Source organism: Acetobacter sacchari (assembly GCF_017377715.1).
GTDB classification, from domain to species: Bacteria; Pseudomonadota; Alphaproteobacteria; order Acetobacterales; family Acetobacteraceae; genus Acetobacter; species Acetobacter sacchari.
The window spans coordinates 25702-51954 of the sequence record NZ_JAFVMF010000011.1 but is presented as its reverse complement, the minus strand read 5'-3'; the positions used below and the strand labels follow the sequence as shown (position 1 = coordinate 51954).

Annotated in this window: 22 protein-coding genes and 1 tRNA gene; 9 read left to right on the top strand and 14 right to left on the bottom strand. The window is 62.7% G+C overall.

The genetic code is table 11. The annotated features are described in order from the left end of the window. Positions 1-260: 260 nt before the first annotated feature. The 6 genes from J2D73_RS11320 to J2D73_RS20810 form a co-directional block, all read right to left on the bottom strand. Complete coding sequence (locus J2D73_RS11320; RefSeq protein ID WP_207881665.1) at positions 261-1271, bottom strand: DNA polymerase III subunit delta'; 1011 nt, start codon at positions 1269-1271, stop codon at positions 261-263. Between the two features lie 2 nt (positions 1272-1273). Beyond that, entirely contained in the window at positions 1274-1933 is a 660-nt protein-coding gene (tmk, locus tag J2D73_RS11315; protein ID WP_207881664.1) for a dTMP kinase, read from the bottom strand. 269 nt (positions 1934-2202) lie between these two features. After that, the gene (locus tag J2D73_RS11310; RefSeq protein ID WP_207881663.1) at positions 2203-3543 is read right to left on the bottom strand and encodes a serine hydrolase; all 1341 of its coding nucleotides are present in this window, start codon (positions 3541-3543) and stop codon (positions 2203-2205) included. 9 nt (positions 3544-3552) lie between these two features. Further along, on the bottom strand, positions 3553-4422 hold the full coding sequence (locus tag J2D73_RS11305) for a septal ring lytic transglycosylase RlpA family protein (RefSeq protein WP_243429881.1): 870 nt from the start codon (positions 4420-4422) through the stop codon (positions 3553-3555). A gap of 74 nt (positions 4423-4496) precedes the next feature. Next, entirely contained in the window at positions 4497-5564 is a 1068-nt protein-coding gene (locus J2D73_RS11300; RefSeq protein ID WP_207881661.1) for a lytic murein transglycosylase, read from the bottom strand. Between the two features lie 2 nt (positions 5565-5566). Continuing rightward, a complete protein-coding gene (locus J2D73_RS20810; protein ID WP_243429880.1) occupies positions 5567-6052 on the bottom strand; it encodes a hypothetical protein in 486 nt (161 codons plus the stop codon). 177 nt (positions 6053-6229) lie between these two features. Here J2D73_RS20810 and J2D73_RS11290 point away from each other — a divergent pair, with 177 nt between their 5' ends. Beyond that, positions 6230-6886: a DedA family protein gene (locus J2D73_RS11290; RefSeq protein WP_207881660.1), complete on the top strand. Its 657-nt coding sequence runs from the start codon at positions 6230-6232 to the stop codon at positions 6884-6886. Between the two features lie 43 nt (positions 6887-6929). Continuing rightward, positions 6930-8111, top strand: a complete 1182-nt coding sequence (locus J2D73_RS11285; RefSeq protein ID WP_243429879.1) for an ATP-grasp domain-containing protein — start codon at positions 6930-6932, stop codon at positions 8109-8111. A gap of 363 nt (positions 8112-8474) precedes the next feature. Here J2D73_RS11285 and J2D73_RS11280 read toward each other — a convergent pair whose 3' ends face one another. After that, complete coding sequence (locus J2D73_RS11280; RefSeq protein WP_207881659.1) at positions 8475-8933, bottom strand: MlaD family protein; 459 nt, start codon at positions 8931-8933, stop codon at positions 8475-8477. 220 nt (positions 8934-9153) lie between these two features. Between J2D73_RS11280 and J2D73_RS11275 the strand changes: the two genes are divergently transcribed. The 4 genes from J2D73_RS11275 to J2D73_RS11260 all read left to right on the top strand — a co-directional run bounded on the left by J2D73_RS11275 (position 9154) and on the right by J2D73_RS11260 (position 12979). Further along, positions 9154-10005, top strand: a complete 852-nt coding sequence (locus J2D73_RS11275) for an undecaprenyl-diphosphate phosphatase (RefSeq protein ID WP_086643343.1) — start codon at positions 9154-9156, stop codon at positions 10003-10005. Positions 10006-10230: 225 nt separating this feature from the next. Next, positions 10231-11805 (top strand): amino acid permease, encoded by a 1575-nt coding sequence (locus tag J2D73_RS11270; protein WP_207881658.1) that lies wholly within the window; start codon positions 10231-10233, stop codon positions 11803-11805. 59 nt (positions 11806-11864) lie between these two features. Continuing rightward, positions 11865-11939: transfer RNA gene (locus tag J2D73_RS11265), tRNA-Met, on the top strand. 167 nt (positions 11940-12106) lie between these two features. Further along, positions 12107-12979 carry a glycosyltransferase family 2 protein gene (locus J2D73_RS11260; protein WP_207881657.1) on the top strand — a complete coding sequence of 291 codons (873 nt, stop codon included), beginning with the start codon at positions 12107-12109 and terminating at the stop codon, positions 12977-12979. A 174-nt stretch (positions 12980-13153) separates the two neighbouring features. Here the strand turns inward: J2D73_RS11260 and J2D73_RS11255 are convergent, their stop codons facing one another. From J2D73_RS11255 to J2D73_RS11225, 7 genes are all read right to left on the bottom strand, one after another. After that, complete coding sequence (locus J2D73_RS11255; protein WP_207881656.1) at positions 13154-14083, bottom strand: LysR family transcriptional regulator; 930 nt, start codon at positions 14081-14083, stop codon at positions 13154-13156. After that, entirely contained in the window at positions 14083-14910 is an 828-nt protein-coding gene (xdhC, locus tag J2D73_RS11250) for a xanthine dehydrogenase accessory protein XdhC (protein ID WP_207881655.1), read from the bottom strand. The genes J2D73_RS11255 and xdhC overlap by 1 nt, the downstream gene beginning before the upstream one ends. Continuing rightward, positions 14903-17284, bottom strand: coding sequence for a xanthine dehydrogenase molybdopterin binding subunit (gene xdhB / locus J2D73_RS11245; protein ID WP_207881654.1), 2382 nt, complete (start codon positions 17282-17284; stop codon positions 14903-14905). Before xdhB ends, xdhC begins: the two co-directional genes overlap by 8 nt. Next, positions 17277-18758 carry a xanthine dehydrogenase small subunit gene (gene xdhA, locus J2D73_RS11240; RefSeq protein ID WP_207881653.1) on the bottom strand — a complete coding sequence of 494 codons (1482 nt, stop codon included), beginning with the start codon at positions 18756-18758 and terminating at the stop codon, positions 17277-17279. Before xdhA ends, xdhB begins: the two co-directional genes overlap by 8 nt. Before the next feature lie 128 nt (positions 18759-18886). Then, positions 18887-19657 carry an HAD family acid phosphatase gene (locus J2D73_RS11235; protein ID WP_341535077.1) on the bottom strand — a complete coding sequence of 257 codons (771 nt, stop codon included), beginning with the start codon at positions 19655-19657 and terminating at the stop codon, positions 18887-18889. Further along, positions 19654-21090, bottom strand: a complete 1437-nt coding sequence (gene hydA, locus J2D73_RS11230) for a dihydropyrimidinase (protein ID WP_207881652.1) — start codon at positions 21088-21090, stop codon at positions 19654-19656. The genes J2D73_RS11235 and hydA overlap by 4 nt, the downstream gene beginning before the upstream one ends. 293 nt (positions 21091-21383) lie before the next feature. Next, entirely contained in the window at positions 21384-21962 is a 579-nt protein-coding gene (locus J2D73_RS11225; protein WP_207881651.1) for a GFA family protein, read from the bottom strand. Positions 21963-22075: 113 nt separating this feature from the next. Here J2D73_RS11225 and ileS point away from each other — a divergent pair, with 113 nt between their 5' ends. The 3 genes from ileS to J2D73_RS11210 are packed head-to-tail and all read left to right on the top strand — an operon-like array spanning position 22076 to position 26124. Beyond that, entirely contained in the window at positions 22076-25006 is a 2931-nt protein-coding gene (ileS, locus tag J2D73_RS11220; RefSeq protein WP_207881650.1) for an isoleucine--tRNA ligase, read from the top strand. Positions 25007-25020: 14 nt separating this feature from the next. Continuing rightward, positions 25021-25539, top strand: coding sequence for a signal peptidase II (lspA, locus tag J2D73_RS11215; protein WP_207881649.1), 519 nt, complete (start codon positions 25021-25023; stop codon positions 25537-25539). 42 nt (positions 25540-25581) lie between these two features. After that, positions 25582-26124, top strand: coding sequence for a DUF3035 domain-containing protein (locus J2D73_RS11210; protein ID WP_086643352.1), 543 nt, complete (start codon positions 25582-25584; stop codon positions 26122-26124). The last annotated feature ends 129 nt before the right edge of the window (positions 26125-26253 follow it).

Here is a 26253-nt window from a genome sequence, read left to right as displayed (position 1 = left end):
TGGCTTCCCGGTTGCTCTGGTCGAGGGGTTGCGTGCGAGGCAAGACTTGACGATTCGCCGGTCCTGCCGCGTGCTTGTCGATAGAAGTCACCCATACCGGATGCGGACGTCTCTCGCGAGGGCCGACGGCGTGTTCTCCACGCAATCGCCATCTTCAGACAACGGTTTGACGGTCATGTCGGCGGATTATCGCCGCATTCCATTCGCCGTAGACGACACAGGCTCACGACGACCGTCCAGTCGCTCGCCACGACCTGATGCTAACGCCCGCCAGCGACCGACAGCGCTTCAATGACCGCTTCCTGCTTGTCTAGATTGAAGCGTTCTGTTTCCGATCGGATGCGGCCCACATTCGTCCAGCGTTCAGCCAGCGCTGCGCTCTCCTCCAGTCGTCCGGCCTGCCGCGTCGCCGACGCCAGCGCGTTCGCCAGAAGCGTGAAGAAAAGCGGGAATCCGACGTCGCTGCGGGATATTCCCTCCGCAAGGTCAAGCATCCGCGCGACACTCATGCCTGCCAAAGCTTCCTGCGCAACGCCTGCCAACGCCCCGCCTTTGTCAGCAAGCAACGCAATCGCGCGCCCCGGCGATCCCTGCGCCAGCGGGAGCACGCGCTCGATCTCCGACGGCTCCGCATCGCTCGCCTCACGCATCAGAACGGCGCGCACCGACGCCTCGTCCAACGGCGGCACGGTCAACGTCCGGCACCGGCTGCGAATAGTGGGCAGGAGGCGGCCCGGCGTCGCACAAGTCAGAAGCAGAATCGCCCGATTGGGCGGTTCCTCAAGCACCTTAAGCAGTGCATTCGCCGCGTTGCGGTTCATCGCATCGACGTTGTCGACCAGCACCACCCGCCACCCGCCCTCAGCGGCCGTCCGATGGAGAAAGGCGCCAATCGGACGAATCTCATCCGCGACGATTTCACCGCGAAAACGCTGCTTTTTCTCGTCGTAACTGCGGCCGATGGCCAGAAGGTCCGGGTGGGAGCCCGCCGTCACCTGCCTGCCTGCCGAAGAAGCCTCGTCTTCGCCGTTGAGCAAAATTCGAGCCATGCGAAAAGCCAGCGCAGCCTTGCCGATACCCTCTGGTCCGGTGAGCAGCCATGCATGATGCAGCCTGCCGGTCGTAAACGCATTTCTGAAGGCAGCAAGGCTGGCCTGGTGTCCCGTCAGGGACAAGGAGGCTCTTCGCGCCTTGTCGAGCGGACGCTCTTCCGTCGCTATCGGAGCCGCCGCGCTCGCGGCCTTAGAGCGTGAACCTCGGGGCGCGGCCATCGCTACCGCGCCTTCAGGAAAGATTCGATCCGACTGGCGACGGCGGCGGTGATCGTCTCCGGGCTGTCAACATCGGAGGATACACGAAGAAAACGCCCCGGCTCCGACGAAGCAACTGCGGCGAACCCTTCCGCCACCCGCAGGTGAAAAGACGGGTCAGCCTGCTCGTAACGATCGAGAGCAGCCACACCGCCGGTTATGGCCGCCGTACGGGCCTCTATCCGGCGACGCCCTATGGCCGGAGCGACTTCAAACAGGATAGTGAGATCCGGGGCGAGCCCCACCTCGCGGCTCAGCCGCGTGATAAGGGCGAGAACGGCCGGGTCGGCGTGCCCTTGTCCATATCCCTGGTAAGCCATCGTGGAGTCGAAAAAACGATCGCACAGAACGATCCGTCCTGCCTCGATCGCCGGACGGATCACATTGTCGACGTGGTCGCAACGGGCTGCAAAGTGAGCCATGATTTCAGCTCGCAACGAAAACGTTACGCCGCCGAACAACAGCAGTTCTCGCAACGCCTCCGCCGCAGGCGAGCCGCCGGGCTCCCGGGTCGTCAGTACGTCATACCCCATGCGGGTCAAAACCGGTGCCAAAGCGCGCAGTTGCGTAGACTTGCCCGCGCCTTCGCCTCCTTCCAGCGTGATGAAAACGCCCCGCGTCATTGCTGCTCCATTGCCCACCACACCACCGAGGGGAGGTTCGTTCAGTTATTGTCGCCGCCTTTGAAGAGCGATCGAGTGAACTGAAGGTAAATATTAATAAATTTGTTTAAAAACAACTCACTAAATGCGATTGTCAACAAAACACATTAATGAATGTGTCGCCAAAGAAAAAACCGACTGCAAATGAGGTGTGTTCAAGTCATTTCACAAGGCGTTATTTTTTATTTCAAAAACAACGCCATGCACAATCACACCTCGGCTGAATCTCCTCAGTGTCCGCCCAGCCCCAGGCGATAAGCGACACGCCCGCCAAACCCGAGCTTCCCCGTACCCTCACTTGCGATCAGTGGAACAGAGAGAGACGTCGCCGCTGGCGGCTGGGGAGCGATCGGCGCCACGCCACCCGCAGATGGCGCCGGGGTCGGCGCTGGCGGAACTGCCGCTGGCGCGCCTGCGATCGTCACGGTCAGGCGTCCAATCTCCTGTCCCGCCGCAACCGGCGCGATCAACGGGGATGAATAATCCACGCCGACCTGAACGCGAGATTGCCAGCCATGAGGCAGAACCATGGTGACGTCACGCGCCACAGCGACCGGCACGGTTCTCGCTTCGCCCATCCAGACCGGCGCCTGATCTACGATCTGCCCCTTACGGACGATCGTAGCGGTCTCAAAATTCGCGAACGCCCACGACAAGAGGCGTTCTCCCTCATGTGCGCGCTCATTCGAAGAAGCCATGCCGTTCAACGCCATGACGACGCGACGGTCGCCACGAAGTGAGGACGCGCAAAGCCCAAAGCCGCCAGCGTCGGTGTGTCCGGTCTTCAACCCGTCGGCCAGGCCCTTGTCGACAAGAACGTTACGGTTGCCCTGGCTTATCTTGTTGAACTTAAAATCTTTTTCAGAAAAATAATGGTAATACTGCGGAAAATCCCTGATCAGATGCGTCGCAATAGTGGAAACGTCTCTCGCGGACATGTAGTGGCCCTCCGCAGGCCAGCCGGTCGAGTTCATGAAGTGGCTGTTGGTCATGCCCAGCTTCGCGGCGGTGTCGTTCATCAGCGCGACGAACTGCTCCTCCGACCCCGAAATACCCTCAGCCAGCACGATGCACGCGTCGTTGCCCGACTGGATGAGCATTCCCTGAATCAGTTCCTCGACCGCCACGCTTTCGCCGAGCGGCACGAACATCTTCGAGCCCTGCATGCGCCAGGCGCGCTCGCTGACTGGCAGGGACTGGTCAAGCTTCAGCCTGCCGGACTGCAGCATTCCGAACACGACATAGGCGGTCATCATCTTGGTGAGGGACGACGGCGGCATCCGGTCGTCCGCCGCCTTCTCCATCAACACGATGCCGGAATTGAAGTCGACGATGCACACCCAGCGGGCGACGGTGTCCACCGGTCCGATCGGCGTTGTCGCGGGCGCGCCGCCAGTTGCAACGACGGCGCCGGAGTCTTCGGTCGCCTTCGACGCTGCGGGCTTATGCGTCGCATGACCGCCACGACGCGGGTGCGCGGCCAAAGCCGCGTCAAGGTTTCCAGAGAGGCCGGAAACGCCACCGGCAAGGGCGGCTGCGCCGCTGGCGAGAAGTATGCGTCGGGTCTGCACGTTCAAATCCTATTCGACGACGATATGAGCGCCGGTTAACCCGATCGCCAGTGCGCGGTCCAGAGCAGCGTCCGCCTCGTCCACCCCGTTGAAAGGGCCGACGCGCACCGTCCAGGCCGGACCGCTTCCGACTGGACTGGGCCACACGGTTCCCCCAGCCCGAATCGCCTCCATCGAGGCGTAACGTCGCTGGGTGAAACGTCCAGTCTCTACCCATAATCCACCCGGACGCGGAAATCCCTGTCGGTATGACACAGGGAACCGAGGCAAGGCGATTTCGCCCGTCAAAGCGGCGCCAGACGCGCCTGTCCTCGGGTCGACACGCACGACGCCGTGTGCTGACGTCCCGGGCGGCGGCAGGTCTTGCCGCGTTACTGTCGCAACCGGCGCCGCCTGCAGCGCAAGCATGGGGCCGCCAGGGAGAGTTTCGGCGTATCCTCTGCTTGACGCCTCGATCTCCTCGACCTCCACGCGCGCGGGTCCGGCGCCCATGCCCAGCGCCGCCGCCGCGCGAGGCGTGAGCGAGATAAGCCGCCCCCGTCTTGCCGGACCACGATCATCGAGGCGCACGTCGATCTCACGCCCATTTTCCAGATTGCGGACAGTGACGTCCACGGGCAGTTGTAGCGTCGGGTGCGATCCCGCCATCACCTGCGGATCGTAGACCTCGCCGTCGGCGGTTGTCCCGACAGGGCGGGCGCCAGCGTCCACCACGGCGAGTCCCGTTTCACGATAGGAAAACTCTTCTCGCGGGTACCGCCAAAGGCCGTCCGCCTGATAGGCGGCGCCGACGACGTAGTGAGGATGCGCGGTCGGCGGCGACGAGACCTGGCGGCAGGAGACCAGACCAAGCGCCGACGCCCCAAGGGCGCCGCTCAACCTCAGGCTCCACGCTCCTCGCCTTGCGGCATGTCGCGGCGCACCGGGCGCCCGCCGCAAAGCGTGAGCGGAAATCATGTCGTCATCAGGCCCATCAGACCGACGCCGAGCGCATAGTAGTCCGAGGGGTTGTAGCGGCGGATCACATCGAAATTGTGATAGACCATGAACGCCTCGCCGCCCGGCCCGTCAGGCCGCACGACAGCGCCAATAACGTCTTCATGCGAAAAACGACCACCGTCCTGACGCCGCACTCCGGCCGCCATCCATTGAGCCAGCGAGCGCTTATGCTCGCGCCCGATTTCCGCTTGCTGCAACGTGTCCGGCGCCTGAATCGCCTGCCCCCACGGCTCGCCCGACAGCCAGCCACAGCGTGAGAGGTAGTTTGCGATAGACGACAAAACGTCAGGCACGCTCGTCCAGATATTTGCAGGACCGGCGCCATCGAAAGAATGGGCGTAGCTCAGATAGGCGCTGGGCATGAATTGCGGCTGCCCCATCGCCCCCGCGTAACTTCCGACCATGCCGGATGGCGGGATGCCACGCTCGTTCAGTATTTTCAGCGCCTTGAGCAGCTCGGACCGAAAAAACGCGGCGCGGCGCCCGTCGAAAGCAAGCGTCGCAAGAGCGTCGATGACGTTGAAATGACCGGTCAGCTTGCCGTAGTAGGATTCGAGACCCCAAATTCCCATAATGGGCGTCTCCTCCACGCTGAAGCGCGAGGAAACCTGCCCGATCAGCGACCGGTTTGTCGCGTAGGCCGCTTTTCCGGCGTCTATTTTGCCGGTGCTGAGCACTTTGGCGCGGTACTGCGCCCAGGTAAGCGTGAACTCCGGCTGGTGACGATCGAGTTCCAGCACCTTCGCATTCGGTCGTTGCGTCAGCGACAGAGCTTCGGTCATCAGCGATGACGACAGGCCCATGCCGACCGCCTGACTGTGGACCCCGGCAAGAAATGCTTCGTAGGCGCCCGCCCCGCCGGACGCCACTGCGCGATGAGCAACTGCCCGCGCCGAAACCGGGCGGGGCGCAACAGACAGAGCCGCCACGCCGCCCAGCAGGGCGCGCGAAACAGCCCGCCGTCCGGTTTGCTTGCGTGTTCCGGTTTGCTCAGACGCGATGACAGGTTCGGGCGTGGACATCGTCAGTTCTCTTCCGGACGAAGGCTGCGGCGTTCACAGACGCCATACATGATGAAATGAACGAACGGATTGAGTTGCGCTGCGAGCACATCGGGATTCGCTTCAAGATAAGCGTTGCAATCAAAGTGCGGGTTTGGGTTCCGTCCTTCCCGCCAGCCGCATTCCATGAAATGCGTCGCGGGATCGACTCCAGCGGCCGCGACATCAGGGTAGTTCGCCGCGTACCATTCCCGGTCGAAGTAGAACAATGCAGTGGGCGTTCCGTCACGGTTCACGTCGGGCACAGGCGAACCGTCACCCGCGGCAGGCGCAACTCGCTTGCCGCCGAATGCGGCTGGAACGCCTTTTCCGCGCGCCGGCTTCGGTTTCGGATCGAGTTTTGTGGTTGACGGCTTCTGCTTGAGGGCCTGGGCGGCGGAAGCGCGTGTAGAGGAGCGCGAAGAGGTCCTGGATGTAGCGGATTTCAAAACATGATCCTGTCGCTGCATTGCTCAGCGCGCCACCATGCAAGGAGCGCGCACCCGCTCTGTGTCCTCAAATTTATGGCGGAAGCGCGGCGGCGCAGCAAGGGAGCGCGCGGATCATGCGAGGGATCGGCCTTGCGCGCTGCTCAGGCGCCCCGGCGACGATTGGCCAGTGAACGCCCGATCGTGCAAAGAGCGCGCATGTCGCTTCCTTCCCTTTCGTCCTGGCTGGCCGTTTCTGTCCACGACCCTGCGCTGCAGGCCGTGGCGATTCTTCTGGCGACTTTTGTTCTTGAGGACGGTGCGACCTTGCTCACGGCGATCGCCGTTGGCGACGGCCTTATCGCATGGCCGCTCGCTCTTTCAGCGCTATACACAGGAATCATCATCGGCGACGCCGGTCTGTACGGTCTTGGTCGCCTGGCGGCATTCTGGCCGCGCGCACGACGTTGGGCACCTGCGGAAAAGACTCGCCAGATGACAGTAATCACCGATGACTCACGCGGGTGGTCGGCCCAGATCAAAAAGCGATTCGCGCCCACCGCGCCGGAAGGCGGCGCTCTCTGGTGGCGCGGAGCGGCATTGTTCCGCGTGGTGTTCATCTGCCGATTCATTCCCGGGACGCGTCTTCCCGTCTACACGGCGTCCGGGTTCTTCGGCGCAGGGTTCATCATCTTCATGCTGGCGACCGCGATCGCCACGCTGTTTTGGACAAGCGCGCTGTTTGCGCTATCGCTTCACGTCGGCAGACCCCTACTCGACGCACTGGGGCCATGGCGTTGGCTCGGCGTCATTGGTTTTCTTGCCGCGATTGTTTTTGTCGGTCGGCATATTTCTGGCGGCGGAAAACACGCCTGACGGCGAGAACGTCGACGGATCGAAACACGATACGGATTTGCTCATGACCTTTATGCCCCGCGCGCCCCGTGATTTCGCAGCCTCCTCAAACGTTCCCGATTATGGCGTTCTGGCCACCCGCGCGTTTCAGGGCGAAGCGTCGCCGGAACAAGAGAGCCGTTCAGGGGCGGCTCGCGAAACCGGCGGACCGGTCAGCTTTTTCGAGTTCTGGCCCGGATGGCTGTTTTATACGCCCATCGTCGCCTACTGGATCATGATGGGTTTGCGTTATCGCGATTTTGGCCTGCCCACAGCAGCCAATCCGCGGATCGCGACTGGCGGGCTGTGCGGCGAGAGCAAGACATCCATTCTGGACATGGCCGGCCCGGTCGCACGTCCATGGATCGCACCCTACATCATTTTCGACACGGATTCTGAGGACCTAAAGCGCGCTGAGGCCGCTCTGACGTCGGCGTCCCTCAGCTTGCCCGTGGTGGTGAAACCCGACATCGGCTGCAACGGAACCGGGGTCAAGCTCGTGCGAACGCGGGAGGCGTTGGCCGATGCGTTGGCTGCTTTTCCTCGCGGAGTGCGCCTGATCATCCAGCGGTTGATTCCTTACGAGCACGAAGCCGGGCTGTTCTATATTCGACATCCTGACGAGCCGACCGGCCGCATCAGCTCCATCACCTACAAGGACGTGCCGTTTCTCACAGGCGACGGCGTTTCAACGGTCGAACAGTTACTGCTCTCCGATCCGCGCACCCGCCTGGTGCCGCATCTTTACCGCGAACGCCTGTCCGAGCGCCTGACTGAGGTGTTGCCTCAGGGCGCGGGGCTTCCCCTGGTGTTCACCGGCAATCACTGCAAGGGATCTGTGTTCCGCAACGGCGCAACCGACATCACGCCCGCGCTCGTGGCCGCGCTCGACCAGATCATGACCGATATTCCGGACTTTCACTTCGGGCGTGTAGACGTGAAATTTGAGTCAGTAGAGGCTCTCCGCCGGGGCGAGGGCTTCGAAATTATCGAGATCAACGGGGTCGGTTCAGAAGCGACGCATATATGGGACGCCGCCACCACGTTGCGGGAGGCCTACGCCACGCAGTTTCATCACTACGGCGAGAGCTTTCGGATTGGCGCGAAGAAGAAACGAGCCGGCTGGAAATCCTGCTCGGTGAGGGAAGGTGTAAGATTGTGGCGCGAGCAGCGTCGCCTGATGCGTTCCTACCCGCTCAACGATTGATTGTATTTAACTGACTTTATTGAATGATATTTTTAAAAATGGCCCACTATTTAACGCGTCAAGAGACTCTCTACAGTTTGGCACGACATGCTCGTTTTGCCTTGACCGGATCTTGGTCCGCCTAAATTTTCCTATCAAAAAAAATTCAGGTAACGTCTTGATTTTCAATCATTTTAAATATCTTCGATTTGATAATCAAAAGTGCATCAAATATCAGCTTTGGTCCCCAAGGAAGGCCGCATAGCAAATCCAGGCAGTATCAGCTTCGCGTCGTATCAAACAAACGGCGATGCAAAACAGTATTTTCAATAAATTAGTTCGTTAGGTGATTTCTCTTAGAAATCAGTTCACTTCATTTTCAGCTTAATCCGGCAAGCCGCCGTTACCAAAAATGTAATTACTCACCTGCTGCTCAAGACTCATGGGCTCACGTGTATTGGCGAGCACGTCTCCGGCCTTGGTCAACACGGAGGAAGCGCCCGGTTCAATGATCAGGGCGTTGTCGCCCGACATCGTGGCGCTGCCCACCGAGAGCGTGCTGTCAGTCGGGAAATGCAAACGGTCGTCAACCTCGAACGCCACCTCCGCCATTGCGCTGGCGGGATTGAGGCGAATCGTATCGACGCGGCCTACAGGAACGCCAGAGATCATCACATCCGCCCCGGGGGCGAGACCATTCGCCGAAATGAAGCGCGCAGAAAGAGGATAACGTTTTGCGCCGAAGCCAGTCTGCAGGCCATGCGCATAGAAGGCGAATCCAGCGGTAAGTGCGATCACTGCCGTGCTAAACAGCAGCGGACCGCCTTTTCTGCGTATCGCCATGAGATGTTGTCCCCTCGTCAAACCGACGCCAGCGCGTCTCAGGGCGGAGTAAGCGTGAGCGTCCCCTTCGCCGTCAAGCGCCGCGCCACCCAGAATCGGCCCGCCGACAGGTATCGCTCTCTTTAAGGGCAGTCTAAGACTTATGCCCGGCGGTCCTGCACGGAAGCGCCCCGGCGCGTCGACGCCGTGCCCATGAGACCCTCACAAACCGGATTGCCGCATGACGCTGATACAGGCCCTCGTGATCGCTATTCTCCAGGGGGCTACCGAGCTCTTCCCTGTCAGCAGTCTTGGGCATGCGGTTCTGCTTCCCGCGCTTCTTCACTGGCCCTTCAACGAAAACGACGAGACGTTCCTCCCGTTCCTCGTGATGCTCCATCTGGGGACCTCTGTCGCGCTGTTCGTGTTCTTCTGGCGTGACTGGGCCGCTATTTTCCGCGGCCTTTTCGGGTTCGACAACGCGCAGCGACGGGTGGAGAGCCTCAAGATCATCATGTTGCTGGTCATCGCCACGATTCCGGCGATTATCGTGGGCGGCCTTTTCGATCATCTTCTGAAGCATCTGTTCGGCGCGCCGCTGGCGGCGGCCAGCTTCCTGATACTGAACGGATTGTTGCTGTTGTCCGTCGAACGCCTGCGTGGCCGGATTGGCGCGGATATTTCCGACCGCCCGATCGCAAGCCTGACCTCGCGCGACGCGCTGATCATCGGCTGTTTCCAATGTCTGGCCCTGTTCCCCGGCCTCTCCCGCTCAGGCGCGACGATCGCGGGCGGCCTGCTGCGCGGCCTGCATCATGACGTGGCGGCGCGTTTCTCATTCCTGATGGCGGAGCCGGTCATCCTGGCGGCGACGGCGCATCAGGTGATGAAGATGCGTCACATGACCATCAGCCACGAGCAGATCCAGATCGGTCTGATCGCGGCGGTCGTCTCCGGAATCACCGCACTGATCAGCACCGCCGCGCTGATGCGGTATTTCCGCAACCATGACAACTGGGCGCTCGCGCCGTTCGCCTACTACTGCATCGCGGTCGGTCTGGGCGCGCTGGCGATACTCGGCGGCGCGCTGTAAGACCTGCCACGCCGCGCAACGGCGACGTTTTCGCCCCGCCCGCTTCCGAGCATGGCGTCGGACAGTGTCGTTCTTCGTTTGCACGTTTGTTCCTGTAGGATAACGTTCCGATGGGGCGCGGCGGCGACGTCGTGCGGACGGGGCTGACTCCAGTTCCCGTGATTGATGCGACCGCCACCCTGTAAAGCGGCGCTCTCGCGCATAGATGGAGACAAGTCGACGACCATGCCCAGCCCACAGCCCGGCCTGCGGTCCGACAGCGCGCCCGCCTCGCCGACCGACAAGAGTTTTTTCGCCCGGGGCGCGCTCCGGAAGTCGGTCGAGACGATTGAAAAGGAGAACGAGAGTCACGGCCTTCGCCGCAGCCTCGGCCCCGTGCAACTCACCATGCTTGGCGTCGGTTCGACCATCGGGGCGGGCATCTACGTGATGACCGGCACCGCTGCCGCCAATTACGCCGGACCGGCCATTCTCCTGTCTTTCGTAATCGCGGGCCTAGCCTGCCTGTTTACGGCGCTTTCCTACGGCGAACTGGCTTCGGCCATGCCGGTCTCAGGATCCGCCTACAGCTACGCCTATGTCTCGCTGGGCGAACGCGCGGCGTGGTGGGTCGGCTGGCTGCTGCTGCTTGAATACGGCATCTCCTGCGCCGGCGTGGCCTCAGGCTTTTCCGGCTATGCGGTCAGCCTGCTCAGCGATCTGGGCGTCCATGTGCCGGCCGCCCTGCATACAACACTCATCCAGACGACGATGACCCCCGCGGGAATGCACGCCGTAGTTGGGCCGCACATCGATGTTGTCGGCGCAGGCGTGGTTCTGTTCGTCACAGTGTTTCTGGTGATGGGGGTCGAGGAATCGGTGCGCATCAACACCGCGATCGTCATCCTGAAGGTCGGCGTATTGCTGATTTTTATGGTCGTTGGTCTGCGCGCCATCCATCCGGCTTACTGGACGCCGTTCATCCCGCCTTCGGAAGGGTCGTTCCACTACGGAATTCCCGGTATTTTCCGTGCTGCGTCCATCATCTTCTTCGCATATGTCGGCTTCGAAGCCGTTTCAACGGCATCCTCGGAAGCGCGAAACCCGCGTCGGGACATTCCGATCGGCGTGATCGGCTCTCTGCTGATCTGCACTGTCGTCTATATCTGCGTCGCCGCCGTGCTGATCGGGGTCGTGCCATGGAGAACGCTGGACGTCGCAGACCCGCTGGCTCTCGCTGTCGACGCGATCGGCTGGCCGTGGCTGGCGCTTTTGGTGAAAGTCGGCGCGGTGATCGGACTGTGCTCTGTCCTGTTCGGACTGCTGTATGGCCAGAGCCGGATTTTCTTCACAATCGCCCGTGACGGACTGCTGCCTCCCGCATTCTGTATTCTGCATCCCCGCTTCCGCACACCGTGGAAGGGCGCGATCATTCTCGGCGCGACCGTGGCGCTTGCGACGGCTTTTCTTCCGATCGACATCATCAGCGATCTGGTGAGCATAGGCACGGCGTCCGCCTTTGGCGTGGTGTGCCTGACCGTCATCTGGGACCGTAACGCACGTCCCGATGCGATTCGGCCCTTTCGGGTGCCGTTGGGCGGCGTCCGGATTCGCGGCGTGTGGATCGGCATTGCGCCGGCTCTGGGGATCGCTTTTTGCCTGATCATGGTCGGGCCGCTGTTCATCGACGTGGTGAGGGATCTGCTCGCCGGGAATCCGACGCCTGCGATTCTCCTTGCCTGTTATTTCGCATTGGGCGCCGGAATTTACCGCTATTACGGGCTGAAACACTCGCATCTTCGGGCTTCGACGACATCATGAACCCTCTGCGCCTTGACTTGGCTGGGCCACGCGGATAGTTCACCCACCACCGGCGCGATGGCGGCGTAGCTCAGCGGTAGAGCAGGGGAATCATAATCCCTTGGTCGGCGGTTCAAATCCGTCCGCCGCTACCATCGGCCGGGAATTTCTCCAGTTAAAAACGACTATTTAAGTGCATGCCTGACCGTTACGGCTTGACGGCTGAGCGTCTCATCCCTTTGCTCGATGAGCCAGGGTGATCAATTGCTGGAACTGGCGGCGGGCGCGGCAGGCGTCGTAACAACGCGCAGCAGGCGGTCCCATGTCATCACGGTCTCCCCTCGCCATCGTCACCATGACCTACAATGAGGGCGACCTAGTCTCCGTCTGGCGTCGTCATTACGCGACGCAGGTCGGGGACGCCCAGTGTTACGTCATCGATCACGGATCGACCGATGGAAGCGCTTCCGATCTAGGAGACGTGAATATCGTGCGCATCCCCCGGTCTCCGCAGGATGACAAGATGAGAGCAGGATTCCTCTCCTGCTTCTGCGCCTCTTTGCTGTGTTGGTACGACGCGGTGATCTACGTCGATATTGACGAGTTTCTGGTGGCGGATCCCGCGCGTCACAACTCGCTGCTCGGCTATGCCGCGTCCGTGGAACAAGATGGCGTCAGAACCGCCATAGGCTTTGACGTTATTCACCCGTCCAGCGAAGAGCCGACAATGGACTGGAGCCGTCCGGTCAGCGAACAGCGTCGGTGGCTGCGGTTTTCAAGCGCCATGTGCAAACCCGTTCTGATCCGCCGACCTGTGTCATGGGCGCCGGGCTTCCACTGCATCGACACGCCCCCGCGTTTCGACGACCTCTACCTCTTTCACCTTCGTTACGCCGACCGCGACGCCGGGTTGCAGCGTCTGGCCCGCACGCGCACGCAGCCATGGAAACGACAGGACGCCGGGATGCACCAGCGCATGGCGGACGATCACTGGGACGCCATGCTTTCCGGCATGGCGGGGCTGGAACGTCGTGACGACATTGTTCTGGGAGAGAACGATCCAGCCCTGCGCGAATGGCTTGCGCGCGTGATCGAAAGCGCAGAGTCCCGAACTGAAGAACTTTACAAGATTGATCTCCACCTTTCTGGCGACGCTCTCTGGCGGCTGCCGGACCGGTTTGTCGGGACGTTTTAGGATACCATCCGATCGGATGAAATGGACGGGGCGGATCGATTTCCCCGCAACGAAGAGGCGGTTCCGCCCGCTTGCGGGATGAACCCGCCATCACAATCTGCCTTAATTGCGACAGAGGCCTCGGACGCCATTAAAGAGCACTGCGGGCAACGGTACCCAACGGAACCAGCTCTCCTACGACACCCCTCCGGCGGTTTCCTCCAACGCCTCTCGCATCTCCTCGACAAGAGCTTCAAGCGCCGGGGGCAGCCATCGGGCTTCCCGGACATAGACGCCCAGATCAGTCAGCGCGTTTGCATCGTCGAGCGGCACATGCACTAGCCCGGTATCGCCCGGCTCCAGCGCCAGAGGCGACTGGAACGCGATACCTGCGCCTGCCGCCGCCATGCGGTTCATCAACTCAATCGAGCCAGTTTCAAGCACCACGTCCAGCTTGTCCCGGTATGGCCTGAGAAGCGGCTGCAGAACCCATTGCAGCGAAAGAGAGCGTGACGGAAGGATCAGGCGATGTGTGACGCATTCCGCCATCGTCACCGCCGCCTTTCCCGCGATCGGGTGACCAACGGGGGCAAGGACGCCCAGCGGGAAATTGACTCTCGCGACCGGCATGAGATCGTTCGTCGGCGGCATCGAGAACGCCACCCCCAGATCGGTTCGCCCCTGCGCGAGCGCGTCGGCAATCATGTCAGGCGCTCCGGGTTCGACATGAAGGTTGACGCCAGGATGACGCGTCATCATGCGCTGCAGCACACGCACGAGCAGACCGCCCATAACCCCGGACACGGCCATGATCCTGATGCTCCCTGCCCTCGCACCCCTGAGCGCCGCAAGCCGCTCGTCGGTACGCGTGGCGTCCTGAACCACCGTGACGATGTGGCGGGCGACAAGTTCCCCTGCCGCCGTCAGGGCCATGCCGCCCGGCAGCCTATCGAACAACGGCGCGCCGATCTCGGCTTCCATCTGCCCCAATTGTCGCGTCAGCGCCGATGGCGTCACGTTCAGCTGACGGGCCGCCTCCCGGATGGAGCCATGCTGACGTACTGCGTCGAAATACAGCAGCGCCCGGTCATGAAGCCGCAGCACGCGTCCAAGACGCCAATCCATTACGACGTTCTCTCCAAGGGCCTGGCGTGCAGCAGACGTTCGACGATTTCGGCGGCGACAAGGGCCGCGATCACTTCAGGCCTCTTGTCGCGCACTCCGCGATCACCGATCGGGCAGATCAACGTTGCGATCCGCTCGTCAGGCAAACCAATTTCACGAAAGCTGCTTTCAAACCTGCGGCGCTTCGTCGTCGATCCGATCATGCCGACATAAGCGAAATCTCCACGCTCAAGTAGCGCCACGACGACCAACGCATCCAGAGCGTGGCTGTGCGTGAGAACGAGGGCGCCAGAACCTGAAGGCGCGTCGGCGACGATTCTTTCCCAGTCGCCAGTGTCCTCGATCTCCACGCCTTGAGGAATAGTTCCGAATTCCTCAGGCCGTGAGTCCGCCCAGATCAGGCGCAGAGGCAGCGCCGACAATGATGACGCCAGCGCACGACCGACGTGGCCCGCCCCGAAAAGGATCAACGTGGGACGCTTCGCACGTTCCTGCAGCAGCGAGCGTTCGAGCGCGGCGAAGCCGTTCGCGTCGAGCCTTTCAATGCGCAGATCGACGCGCCCACCGCAACACTGTCCTATTTCCGGCCCCAGAGGCACGGACAAGGTCTTTGTTCGCACGTCGCATGAAAGCGCCTCTCGCGCCGCGCAGGTCGCCCGCCACTCCAACTCGCCGCCCCCGATTGTACCACTGGCGGCATCCGCGTTCACTAGCATGAAGGCCCCGGCCTCGCGTGGTGAGGAGCCCTGCGCCCGCGTGATCGTCACACAGGCGACAGGACGGCCATCGTCCCGCCAGCGGCGCAAGGCTTCGACCTTCTCATCCATCTGCGGGCGCGGAGGCCACGCGGGAACCCGCCGCCTGCCGCAATCTGGCGACGCAACGCAGAATCGTCTCCGGCGTCGCGGGCGCGTCGAGACGCGGACATGTGCGGTAGTCGTCGATGCTGGCCAGTGCGTCCGAGATCGCGTGCAGGACCGAAAAACCGTGCACGAACGGCGGTTCTCCGACAGCCTTGGAGCGAAAGATCGTCTCCTCGCGATTTGGCGCTTCGTCGAGCAGGCGGACGTTGAAAACGCGAGGGCGATCGGAACAGCCGGGGATCTTGTAAGTGCTTGGCGCGTGCGTCCGCAGGCGACCAGACGAGTCCCAGACCAGTTCCTCGGTCGTCAGCCAGCCCGCGCCCTGCACAAACGCGCCCTCGACCTGTCCTATGTCTATGGCCGGATTGAGCGATCGACCCGCGTCGTGAAGGATATCGACCCGCTCGATCCGCATTTCTCCGGTCAGCAGGTCCACGGCGACTTCCGAGCAGGCGGCGCCATAGGCGAAGTAGAGAAAAGGACGGCCGCGGCCAGTGTCCTGATCCCAATGAATTTTCGGCGTTTTGTAAAAACCGCTGGAGGACAGGGACACCCGTGCGAAGTAAGCCGCTTTCACGAGTTCTGAAAACGGTATGGTGCGATCGCCCACGCTGACGCCGTCGGCGCCGAACGTGACGGCGTCTTCGGCGACTTTCCATTTTTCAGCGGCGAACGCGACCAGCCGCGTCTTGATCCGCGTGACCGCATCAAGCACCGCCATGCCGTTGAGGTCCGCGCCCGACGACGCCGCCGTGGCGGAGGTGTTCGGAACCTTGCCGGTGTTGGTCGCGGTGATGCGCACGCGCGACGCGTCGAGCGCCAGTTCGCGCATGACGACCTGCGTCATCTTCGTATGGAGCCCCTGCCCCATCTCGCACCCGCCATGGTTCACCTGCACGGAGCCATCCGTGTAGATATGCACCAGCGCGCCGGCCTGATTGTAATGCGTGGCGGTGAACGCGATGCCAAACTTGACCGGCGTCAGTGCGAGTCCACGCCTGATGAAACGGCTGTCGGCATTGAAGCGCCGGGCCGCCTGTTTTCTTTCAAAATACTCGCTGTCTTTTGCAAGCGATTTCATGATGTCGGCTGCGATCGAGTCCTCGACCTGCATATGATAAGGCGTAACGTCGCGCGGCGTGCCGGACGCATAGACGTTGCGCAGACGCACTTCGAGCGGATCAAGGCCGGTGGCGTAAGCGATTTCCTCAATCACCCGCTCCGCGCCGCCAATGCCCTGCGGCCCGCCGAAGCCGCGATAGGCGGTGTTCGACTGCGTGTTGGTGCGCAGCGGCAGGGAGCGCAGCCGCACATCGGGATAGTAATAGGCGTTGTCTGCATGAAACAGCGCACGATCCGTCACCGGCCCTGACAGATCAGCCGACCAGCCGCAACGCGCGGCCAGTGTCATGTCGACGGCGCGTATCCGTCCGTCGTCGTCAAAACCGACGTCGTATTCAATGTGAAAATCGTGCCGCTTGCCGGTCGACATCATGTCGTCGTCCCGGTCGAGGCGCATCTTGGCAGGCCTGCCAGTCAGAGACGCCGCCAGCGCCGCGAGGCATGCGACGGCGTTAGCCTGCGTCTCCTTCCCTCCAAAACCCCCGCCCATTCGGCGGACCTCGACCGTCACCAGCGCGCTCGGCAAATCGAGGACGTGGGTGATCATCACCTGTGTTTCAGTCGGGTGCTGGGTGGAGGACCAGACACGCATCTCCCCGTCTTCGCCGGGGATCGCCATTGCGGCCTGCCCTTCAAGGTAGAAGTGCTCCTGCCCACCCATCGTAATCTCGCCCGAGAGACGACGTGGGGCTTCGTTCAGGCCTTTCTCTACATCACCGCGACGCATGGTCAGGGAGCGCCAGACAAGATCCCCACCCGCCGCCTTCGCCTGTGCAATGTCCAGCACGGGCGGTTCTCGCTCGTATTCGATTTTGGCAAACCTCGCCGCCGAACGCGCCTGTGCGCGCGTCTCCCCGACGACGACGAAGAGCAACTGCCCGCAGAACGAGACGTCGTCGCTGGTCAGCAGCGGTTCGTCGTGTTTGCCGACGGGGCTTACGTCGTTCTCACCGGGTATATCCGCAGCGGCGAGCACCCGAACGACGCCCGGCGCCGCGCGCACGGCGTCCAGATCCATCGACAGGATACGTCCGCGCGCCACAGTGGACAGGCCCGGCGCGAGATGCAGCACGCCCTTTGGCTCGGGCAGATCGTCGATATAGGCGGCGGCGCCTGCTACGTGCAGTTCCGCGCTTTCATGCCGCAGGGAATGCGACGCTCGCCCCTGCGGCTGGTCCACCGTTTCATCGTTCGCGATGACGCCGCCTTCAGGCATCGACGGCCTCCGTCGCGGAAGTGTAGACGGAAACGCGCGTCCCGCCGGTCGTCTCGGCGTGAAAACGGGTCAGAAGATTTCGTGCAACTTCGAGGCGATACCAGGCGCTTGCGCGCATGTCGCTCAGCGGCGTGAAGTCCTGCGCCAGCGCTTCCCGCGCCTTCTCCAGTGCAGCCTCGTCCCATGGACGGCCCAGGAGCGCAGCCTCCGCAGCAGCAGCCCTCTTGGGCGTCCCCGCCATGCCGCCGAACGCGAGGCGAACATCGTTGACCACGCCGCATTCGATACGCAGGGAAAATCCCGCCATCACAGCCGAAATATCCTGATCAAAACGTTTGGAGACCTTGTATCCGGCGAACCGGGTTCCGGGCTCCGGAAGCGGGATAAAAACGCCTTCGACGAATTCGCTGGGCGCTCGATCCTGCACGCCGTAATCAATGAAAAAACTTTCCAGCGGAATCCGCCGACGCACATCGCCCCGGCGCAGCAGAAGCTGCGCACCGGCTGCGATCAGAAGCGGAGGACCGTCGCCTATGGGTGATCCATTCGCGATATTGCCGCACACAGTGCCAGAGTTTCGAACAGGCCGGGCGCCGATCCGCCGGATCGTCTCGCGCATTCCCGGCTGGAGCGCGCACAGCGCGTCTTCCGCCCGGCTCCATGTGACGGCGGCGCCGAGCGTGACGCCCGCTTCCGTCCGTTCGATCCGGTTAAGGTCGGGCGTCTGCCCGATAAAAACCACATGCGGCAGCGCACGACCCAGCTTGGTTACCCACAGGCCGACATCCGTGGCACCCGCCACGATCCGCGCGTGCGGGGTCGCGGCCATGACCGCCGCCAGCTCGTCGGAGGACGCCGGAGTGGTGACACGCCCTTTCGCACCCTCCAGACTTGCGCCCAGCCCGTCCATGAGCGCGCTCAGGCGTTGCGCGATATCGGCCTCGATAGTGTCGAACCGGTCCGGGCCTGCGTCCAGCGCCTGCTGCATGGCGCGGACGATCGGGGCATAGCCGGTGCAACGGCAGAGATTTCCGGCCAGCGCGTCGTCGATCTCCGCGTCGGTCGGCGAGCGGTCCATCGACGCGACGCGCTTGCGAAACGCGACCATCGACATGACGAATCCCGGCGTGCAGAAGCCGCATTGCGATCCATGCTGTTCAACCATGGCCGCCTGAACAGGGTGCAACGCGCCAGAGGGGTCGCGCAAATCCTCAACGGTGTAGACCTGTGCGCCGTCCAGCATCGGCAGAAACTGGATACAGGCGTTGACTGCGTTCCATTGCAGCGCGCCATCCTCAGGCGACAGCCTTACGACGAGGATCGTGCAGGCGCCGCAATCGCCTTCGTTACAGCCTTCCTTGGTTCCCTTGCGACCACGCGTCTCACGCAGCCAGTCCAACGCGGTCACGGTCGGCCCGACGTCACGCAGCGTGATCAGTTCGTCGCCGAGCCAGAACCTGATGGCGTCCCGCATATATCCCCCCTCACATGCACGAAACCAGACTGACTGCAGCGCACACCCCAAACGCTCCCCATCCCCCCGGATGAAACGCCTGCGCCGTCCGCCGCCCGGAGGCGCTCCCGAGCCGATTTCGAAACGATCTATCGCACCCTATAGAACGGGTTGGGAAGCAGGAAAGTCTTCTCGGCGTGACCGCCTGCGAGATCGGACGGCTGGTCGCCGATATTCGCAATGATCGTATATCCCTGCGCTTCGATCGACTGGCGGACCGGCGTTTTATAGTCTGCTGCGGAGGCGACTTTCATGGCGTTCGGCTTGAGATAAAGCGCCGCAAAGTCACGATATCCGGCGTTCAGCAGGTTAGCCGTGGTCGATTTTCGCTCAACCTCGCGCCGTCCTGTCACAAAGAACACCGCCACATTGGCGGCCCGCGCCGCCTGATAGAGCGCGAGCATGGGCGGCAACGCCTTCGCTCTGCCAGAAAGCTCCCACGCTTCTGCGCCGCAAGGACCGGCAGGGAGCGTGTCGCAAGACCCTTTGGGGAAATAACCGAAATCGTCGGCCTTGGTCATGGGCCAGTTCGAGAGCGACGTTTCGTCAATATCGAGCACGATGGCGGGTTTGCTCGCGCCCGGCGCCTCTTCCTGCACCCATGCGCGCGCCGCGTCCGCGACGACCCCGACATCTTTCAGGTAGCGGCCGCTGTTATAGTAATCGAGCGCTGCGATCTTGGCGTCGCCGACATTGGCGGGCTGCTCGACGAGCGGCTGCGCAGGCGCCTGAACGGAAGACGCGACGGGCGGCGTCACGGTGGTCGCGACGCTGCTCGGGGCGCAGGCGGAAAGCGGACCGACGGCGCACGCGGCAAGGAGCGCCGCCGCGCGTAACGATGCGCCGGACACGCGGCTCACGCCACCACCAGCGGGTCGCGCGCGGCGGCGCGCAGCGTGGACGCCATCATATCTGCGTTGCCGCACGGACGCTCCACATACCGTCCTGCGCCACGCACGGCGCGAAGATCTCCATCGCTCCACGCCAGAACGCCGCGAGTGATTGTATGTCGCGCAAGGCCCGTCACAGTCATTCCTTCAAAAACATTGTAGTCCACGTTCTGATGGTGAGTGGCCGCCGATATCGTGCGGCTACCCTCCGGGTCCCACAACACAAGATCGGCGTCCGCGCCCACGGCGATCAGCCCTTTACGCGGATGCATGTTGAATATGCGCGCCGTGTTCGTCGAGGTTACGGCGACGAATTCCTGCGGCGTCAGGCGGCCGGTCCGCACGCCATGATCCCAAAGCACGCTCATGCGGTCCTCAATACCCGGCGTGCCGTTCGGAATTTTCGTGAAATCGTTCTCGCCTTTCCGCTTGGCGCCTTCACAGAAGCAGCAGTGATCCGTTGCCGTCGTCTGCAACGTGCCTGAGGCGAGGCCCGCCCACAGCGCGTCGAGATGATGGCGCGGGCGAAACGGCGGGCTCATCACGTGGCGCGCCGAGGACAGCCAGTCGTCAGTTTTGTAGACGCTGTCGTCGATCACCAGATGCTGGGCCAGCACCTCACCGTACACGCGCTGCCCGCGCGCGCGGGCTTCGGCAATGGCTCTGGTCGCGTCCTCGGTCGAGACATGAACGATATAGACGGGCGCTCCATGCACCCCCGCAATGGCGATGACGCGCTGCGCAGCCTCGCCTTCAACCAGCGGCGGGCGGGAGGCTGCATGCGAGGCCGGACCCGTCAGACCATGTGCGAGCAGGTCGGCCTGAAGCCACGCCACGGCCTCCCCGTTCTCCGCGTGGATGTTGCACAGCGCGCCGAGTTCGAACGCGCGGGCGAGTGAGCGCATCAGCACGCCGTCATCGACCATCAACGCGCCCTTGTAGGCCATGAAATGCTTGAACGACGACACGCCGTGATCGCGCACCAGCTCGCCCATCTCCTCGCTGACGCGCTCGTCCCAATGGGTAACGGCGACATGAAACCCGTAATCCGCCGCCGCTTTTTCCGCCTTGGACCGCCAAGCGCGCCACGCGTCGATCAGGGAGCCGCCCTGTTCGGGGATCACGAAGTCGATGATGGAGGTCGTGCCGCCAGCCAGCCCCGCCGCCGTGCCGGTGAAGAAGTCGTCGGACGCGACCTCCCCCATGAAGGGCATTTCCATGTGGGTGTGCGGGTCGATGCCGCCGGGCATGACCAGCAGGCCGCCCGCGTCGAGAACCTGAGCGCCGGTCGGACGCTCCAGACCGGAACCAACCGCAAGTATCGCGCCGTCGTCGCCACAGAGTACGTCCGCAGGCTGCGACGAGTCCGCCGTAATCACTGTTCCGCCCCGAACCAGCAGCATGTGGCCTCTCCCCCTGTTCTGGGTGAGTGTGCCGTCGTGTGGCGAGGGGATTCAAGAGGGCCCCCGCCAAGGCTAAGCCGCACGAGCTATCGAATAAAGACCTCAGCCCTACCGTTCGCGAAATGTCGTCCCGGCGCAAGGGACCCTACAAACCGAAGCCGCCGGTGTCTTCGTAGCCGTTTAGGTATGGATGTGACGGCGCTCGTAATACAGGCCCCGCCCAGGAGAGAATTGCTACGGTCGAAACAACCAACGCAATCGGCTCCATCGAAGGATCGGAACGTAAGGGACGGTTACCGTGATCCCGCCTCGTACCGCGTGACCTTCTCCAGCGTCGGAAGCCACGACAGCCTGTCCTTGCAGTAAAGCTCCACTGACGGCGGAAAATCGCCTGGATGCTCCAGCGTGCCCGCCTTGACGATCGCCAGATGACTCATCGACGGAACTTCGCTGCGGATGGGAGAGCCACAGTTCCTGCAGAAATGGCGCGTCACCATATCTCCGCTGTCGCCCCGCGTATCGTGGCTCCCGGTCTCGCCATGCTGTCGGTAATCTTCGGCCTTGAAAATCACGACGTGGGAGAAGGAGCTTCCGGTCTGCTTCTGGCAGTCGGTGCAGTTGCACAGCCCTGAAACCAGTGGCTCCCCTGTAATTTCGTAGGTGATCGCGCCGCAGAGGCATTGGCCGGTGATGTGAGTGCTCATGTCGTCAATCGCTCCGATGCCACGACGCGTGCGGATGTTCGCACCGACGCAGGACGTCTGTGGCCCGACGTCCTGCGTCGGCCCGCAACATAACCGTGATTCCGGCCGAACAGGAAATCCGTGCTCCCCATTCCACTGCGCCAGACCTTCGCCTTGACCGCGGGTCATGGACCTTCGCATAACACCACTCTTCGACGGGGTGGTTCTCCCTCGCCTCGCCGTTTCTTGACGTTCCCGCCCGTTGGCGTTTCGCCGACCTTACACGACAGATGGCCCAGACGATGACCGAGTCCCGAGACAAGAAGCCCGACGCCGCCCGCTCGAACGGGAACGCCGCGCCTGACATTTACCGGGAGACGGTTTTTCTGCCGGTCACGTCCTTTCCGATGCGCGGCAACCTTCCGACGCGTGAGCCGGATCTGCTGGCGCGCTGGGACGCGCTGGAGCTTGATCGGAAGATCGCCGACGCAGCCAAAGGCAGGCCCGTTTTCACCCTGCATGACGGTCCCCCCTACGCCAACGGCCATCTTCATATCGGCCACGCGCTGAACAAAATTCTCAAGGACGTCATCAACCGCAGCCACCGCATGTCGGGCTACGCGGTGCATTACGTCCCGGGCTGGGACTGTCACGGTCTTCCGATCGAATGGAAGGTCGAAGAGGAATACCGCAAGGCGAAGAAGGACAAGGACGCCGTTCCGGTCCTCCAGTTCCGCGCCGAATGTCGCGAATGGGCCGGGCGCTGGCTCGACGTGCAGATGGCGGAATTCAAGCGTCTCGGCGTACAGGCCGAATGGGCGCGACGCTACGCCACGATGGATTTCTCGTCCGAAGCAGCGATCGTGGGCGAGATCGGGCAGTTCCTGCTGAACGGCGGGCTGTATCGCGGCCTGCGTCCGGTCATGTGGAGCCCGGTTGAAAAGACCGCTCTGGCGGACGCGGAAATCGAGTACCACGACCACACCTCGACGACCATTTTCGTCGCGTTTCCGTTCATCAAGGATCCCACGGCGGCAGGCGCGCTCGACGGCGTGTCTGCGGTTATCTGGACGACCACGCCGTGGACCATCCCGGCCAACCGCGCCATCGCCTATGGCCCGGAGATCACCTACGTCGTCCTGCGCGTTGACGAGACGACGCCCGAGGCGAAGCTCGAGGCCGGAGCAAAGATTCTTGTCGCGGAAGAACTGGTCAGTTCCGTTTGCAGCGCAGCCGGAATCCTGACGCATCACATTCTCTACACCCTGCCGGGAGAGGCTCTGGCGGGCGCGCAATGCGCTCACCCGCTGCGCGGCGACGGCTATGATTTCGACGTGCCGCTGCTGCCGGGCGATTTCGTCACGACCGACGCGGGCACCGGCCTCGTCCACATGGCGCCCTCGCATGGCGAGGACGACTTCATCGTCTCCGTCGCGCACGGGATCGAAGTCCCTGAACTGGTGATGGATGACGGCCGTTACGCGCCGCACACGCCGCTGTTCGCGGGCGGCCACGTCTTCAAGGCCGCCGATCCGGTGTGCGAGGCCCTGTCGGCGGCGATGGAGCACGCCAATCAGGCGGGCGACGCCCCTGCCGGTCTGGTAGCCCGTGGGACGCTTGTTCACTCCTACCCGCATTCGTGGCGTTCCCGCACGCCGGTCATCTACCGCGCCACGCCGCAATGGTTCATCCGCATGGACGGCGAAGGCGAACTCCGTGTTTCCGCGCTGAAGGCGCTGGAAGACGTAACTTTTGTGCCGGAGCAGTCCCGCAACCGTCTGACGTCGATGGTCGAGAGCCGCCCGGACTGGTGCATCTCGCGTCAGCGCGCCTGGGGCGTGCCGATCGCCGTGTTCGTGGAGAAGGCGACGGGGCAGGTTCTGCGCGACCCGGAAGTGATGCAGCGCATCGTCGAGGCGTTCCGCACGGAAGGCGCCGACGCGTGGTACAAGGACGAGCCGAAGCGTTTCCTGGGCAACGCCTATAACGCTGACGATTACGAGCAGGTGTTCGACATCGTCGATGTCTGGTTCGAGAGCGGATCGACGCACTCCTTCGTGCTGGGCTCGGACGAGTTGCAGTTCCCTGCGGACCTGTATCTGGAAGGCTCTGACCAGCATCGCGGCTGGTTCCAGTCCTCGTTGCTGGAAAGCGTCGGGACGCGCGGCATCTCGCCTTTCAAGGCTCTGGTGACCAACGGCTTCGTTCTGGACGAGCATGGTCGCAAGATGTCGAAGTCGCTCGGCAACGTCGTCGCTCCGCAGGACGTCAACGACACTCTCGGCGCGGATATCCTGCGCCTGTGGGTGATGAATTCCGACACCAACGAAGATCTCCGCATCGGCAAGGAAATCCTCAAGCAGCAGGGCGAACTGTACCGCCGCCTACGCAACACACTGCGCTGGCTTCTGGGCGCGCTGGAAGGTTTCTCCGAAGCTGAGATCGTGCCCTACGCTGAATTGCCGGAACTCGAACGCTGGGTGCTTCATCGCCTGACGGAACTCGGCGGCCTGATCGCACGAGCGGTAGAGACTCATGAGTGGGTCGGCGTGTATCCCGCGTTGCACGGTTTCTGCACCACCGATCTGTCGGCTTTCTATTTCGACGTCCGCAAGGACGCGCTGTACTGCGACGCCATCGACAGCCATCGTCGACGCGCAACTCGCACGGTGCTCGACATCCTGCATCGCTGTCTCGCGACGTGGCTCGCGCCGGTGCTGGTGTTCACGGCCGACGACGCCTGGACGGCGCGGTTCGGCGAGCAGACGAGCGTGCATCTCGAACAGTTCCCGGACCTTCCGGGCGAGTGGCACAACCCGGAGCTTGGCGAGCGTTGGGTCACGCTGCGCGCCGTGCGTCGCGTGATCACGACGGAAATCGAGGAAGCGCGCCGAAGCGGTCTGGTGGGTTCTTCCTTGCAGGCTCAGGTGGAGTTGCCGCTTTCCGAAGCCGAAGCGGGCGCGTTCGCGGGCGTCGACTGGAGCGATCTCGCCATTGTCTCCCATACGGAAGTGTCCGTGGTTCCGGGCGCGACGTCGGTTTACCTCGCCCCGCTCACCGCCGACATCGACGCCGGAGCGCCCCACGGGCCGCCGCTGATCACCCCGGCGGTCGGCGAGAAATGCGCGCGCTGCTGGCGGGTTCTGCCAGAGGTTGGAAAGACGGCTGCGCACCCGACCCTTTGTTTTCGCTGCGCCAGCGTTGTCGAAGGCCGAACAGGCGCTTGCCCGTGACGGCGTTCGAAACAATGCCCAACACGACAGGAGAAGCCACCGGACGTGGTTCGCGCGGGGCTCTCGGCCTTGGGTTGCTCACGACGATGATCGTTCTTTCGGCGGACCAGCTCAGCAAATATTGGATCCTTTATGGCTTCCATCTGCCAGACAAAGGATCGGTACCGATCCTGCCGGGGCTAAACTTCACGATGGTGTGGAACACCGCCGTTACGTTCGGTATGTTTTCCCGCGCAGGCTCATCGGGGCGCATCATTTTCTCTGCGGTCGCACTGCTGATCGTCGGCGGCCTACTGGTGTGGATGGCGCGGTCGCGTCGGCCGCTGATTACCTGCGCGGTCGGGGCAATCGCTGGCGGCGCAATCGGCAACGTCATCGACCGGTTACGCTATGGCGCGGTGGTGGATTTTATTCACCTACACGCGGCCGGATGGTCATGGTATGTGTTCAATGTCGCTGACTCGGCGATCGTTTGCAGCGTCGCTGCGCTGATCGTCGACGGCCTCCTCCAGGACGGGCGAAAGACCGGCTGACGGCCGCAAACCTGTTGCGGATGACTAGGTAATGGGGCGTTTATGGTGCGAGTAAATTCGGCTCTTCTGTCTACGGTAGGCGTCGCCAGTCTGGCTATCTCGCTGTCCGGATGCTCCGGCGCGGACGTAAGCCGCGCCTTTGGTCTGGAGCGCAGTGTTCCGGACGAGTACACCGTCACCACGCGCTCCCCGCTGTCGATGCCGCCGTCAAGTGAACTTGCGCCGCCTTCCACCGGAGCCTCGCGTCCGCAGGACGAAAGCGAACGGCTGCAGGCGCTGGAAACCCTCTCCCCTGAGGTCGCGCTCCACGGTTCTTCCGGCAGCGCCAGCGAAGGGCAGAGTCTTCTGATCAGCGAAGCCGGAACATCTTCCACCCAACCGAACCAGGGTGAACTGGGCGCTGCCGGCGACAAAAGCTACGTTGATCAACTGCTGTTCTGGAAGGGTGGCGGCGCGGGCGGCGTCGTGGACGGCGAGTCCGAAAATCGGCGTCTGAAGGCCAACGCAGCTCTCGGCAACCCGCCGACACAGGGCGCCACGCCGACGCAGCACGAAAAGAAATCCAAGTTTATGGGCATATTCTGACCGCAAATCAGGATCAGGTCGTTTTCAGCTTTTCAGCAGAAAGGGTGCTTTAAAAACCACCCCCACCTGACAAAGCGCAACGCTTGATAGACGCTTTTTGGTTGCTGCGTTCATCCTACGCCAAACGTC

Bases quoted from the DNA above. Each gene is read 5' to 3' on its own strand.
- J2D73_RS11320 (WP_207881665.1), bottom strand. From the start codon at position 1,271: ATGGCCGCGCCCCGAGGTTCACGCTCTAAGGCCGCGAGCGCGGCGGCT.
- tmk (WP_207881664.1), bottom strand. From the start codon at position 1,933: ATGACGCGGGGCGTTTTCATCACGCTGGAAGGAGGCGAAGGCGCGGGC.
- J2D73_RS11300 (WP_207881661.1), bottom strand. From the start codon at position 5,564: ATGTCCACGCCCGAACCTGTCATCGCGTCTGAGCAAACCGGAACACGC.
- J2D73_RS20810 (WP_243429880.1), bottom strand. From the start codon at position 6,052: ATGCAGCGACAGGATCATGTTTTGAAATCCGCTACATCCAGGACCTCT.
- J2D73_RS11290 (WP_207881660.1), top strand. From the start codon at position 6,230: ATGTCGCTTCCTTCCCTTTCGTCCTGGCTGGCCGTTTCTGTCCACGAC.
- J2D73_RS11285 (WP_243429879.1), top strand. From the start codon at position 6,930: ATGACCTTTATGCCCCGCGCGCCCCGTGATTTCGCAGCCTCCTCAAAC.
- J2D73_RS11280 (WP_207881659.1), bottom strand. From the start codon at position 8,933: ATGGCGATACGCAGAAAAGGCGGTCCGCTGCTGTTTAGCACGGCAGTG.
- J2D73_RS11275 (WP_086643343.1), top strand. From the start codon at position 9,154: ATGACGCTGATACAGGCCCTCGTGATCGCTATTCTCCAGGGGGCTACC.
- J2D73_RS11270 (WP_207881658.1), top strand. From the start codon at position 10,231: ATGCCCAGCCCACAGCCCGGCCTGCGGTCCGACAGCGCGCCCGCCTCG.
- J2D73_RS11260 (WP_207881657.1), top strand. From the start codon at position 12,107: ATGTCATCACGGTCTCCCCTCGCCATCGTCACCATGACCTACAATGAG.
- J2D73_RS11255 (WP_207881656.1), bottom strand. From the start codon at position 14,083: ATGGATTGGCGTCTTGGACGCGTGCTGCGGCTTCATGACCGGGCGCTG.
- xdhC (WP_207881655.1), bottom strand. From the start codon at position 14,910: ATGGATGAGAAGGTCGAAGCCTTGCGCCGCTGGCGGGACGATGGCCGT.
- xdhB (WP_207881654.1), bottom strand. From the start codon at position 17,284: ATGCCTGAAGGCGGCGTCATCGCGAACGATGAAACGGTGGACCAGCCG.
- xdhA (WP_207881653.1), bottom strand. From the start codon at position 18,758: ATGCGGGACGCCATCAGGTTCTGGCTCGGCGACGAACTGATCACGCTG.
- hydA (WP_207881652.1), bottom strand. From the start codon at position 21,090: ATGCTGCTGGTTCGGGGCGGAACAGTGATTACGGCGGACTCGTCGCAG.
- J2D73_RS11225 (WP_207881651.1), bottom strand. From the start codon at position 21,962: ATGACCCGCGGTCAAGGCGAAGGTCTGGCGCAGTGGAATGGGGAGCAC.
- ileS (WP_207881650.1), top strand. From the start codon at position 22,076: ATGACCGAGTCCCGAGACAAGAAGCCCGACGCCGCCCGCTCGAACGGG.
- lspA (WP_207881649.1), top strand. From the start codon at position 25,021: ATGCCCAACACGACAGGAGAAGCCACCGGACGTGGTTCGCGCGGGGCT.
- J2D73_RS11210 (WP_086643352.1), top strand. From the start codon at position 25,582: ATGGTGCGAGTAAATTCGGCTCTTCTGTCTACGGTAGGCGTCGCCAGT.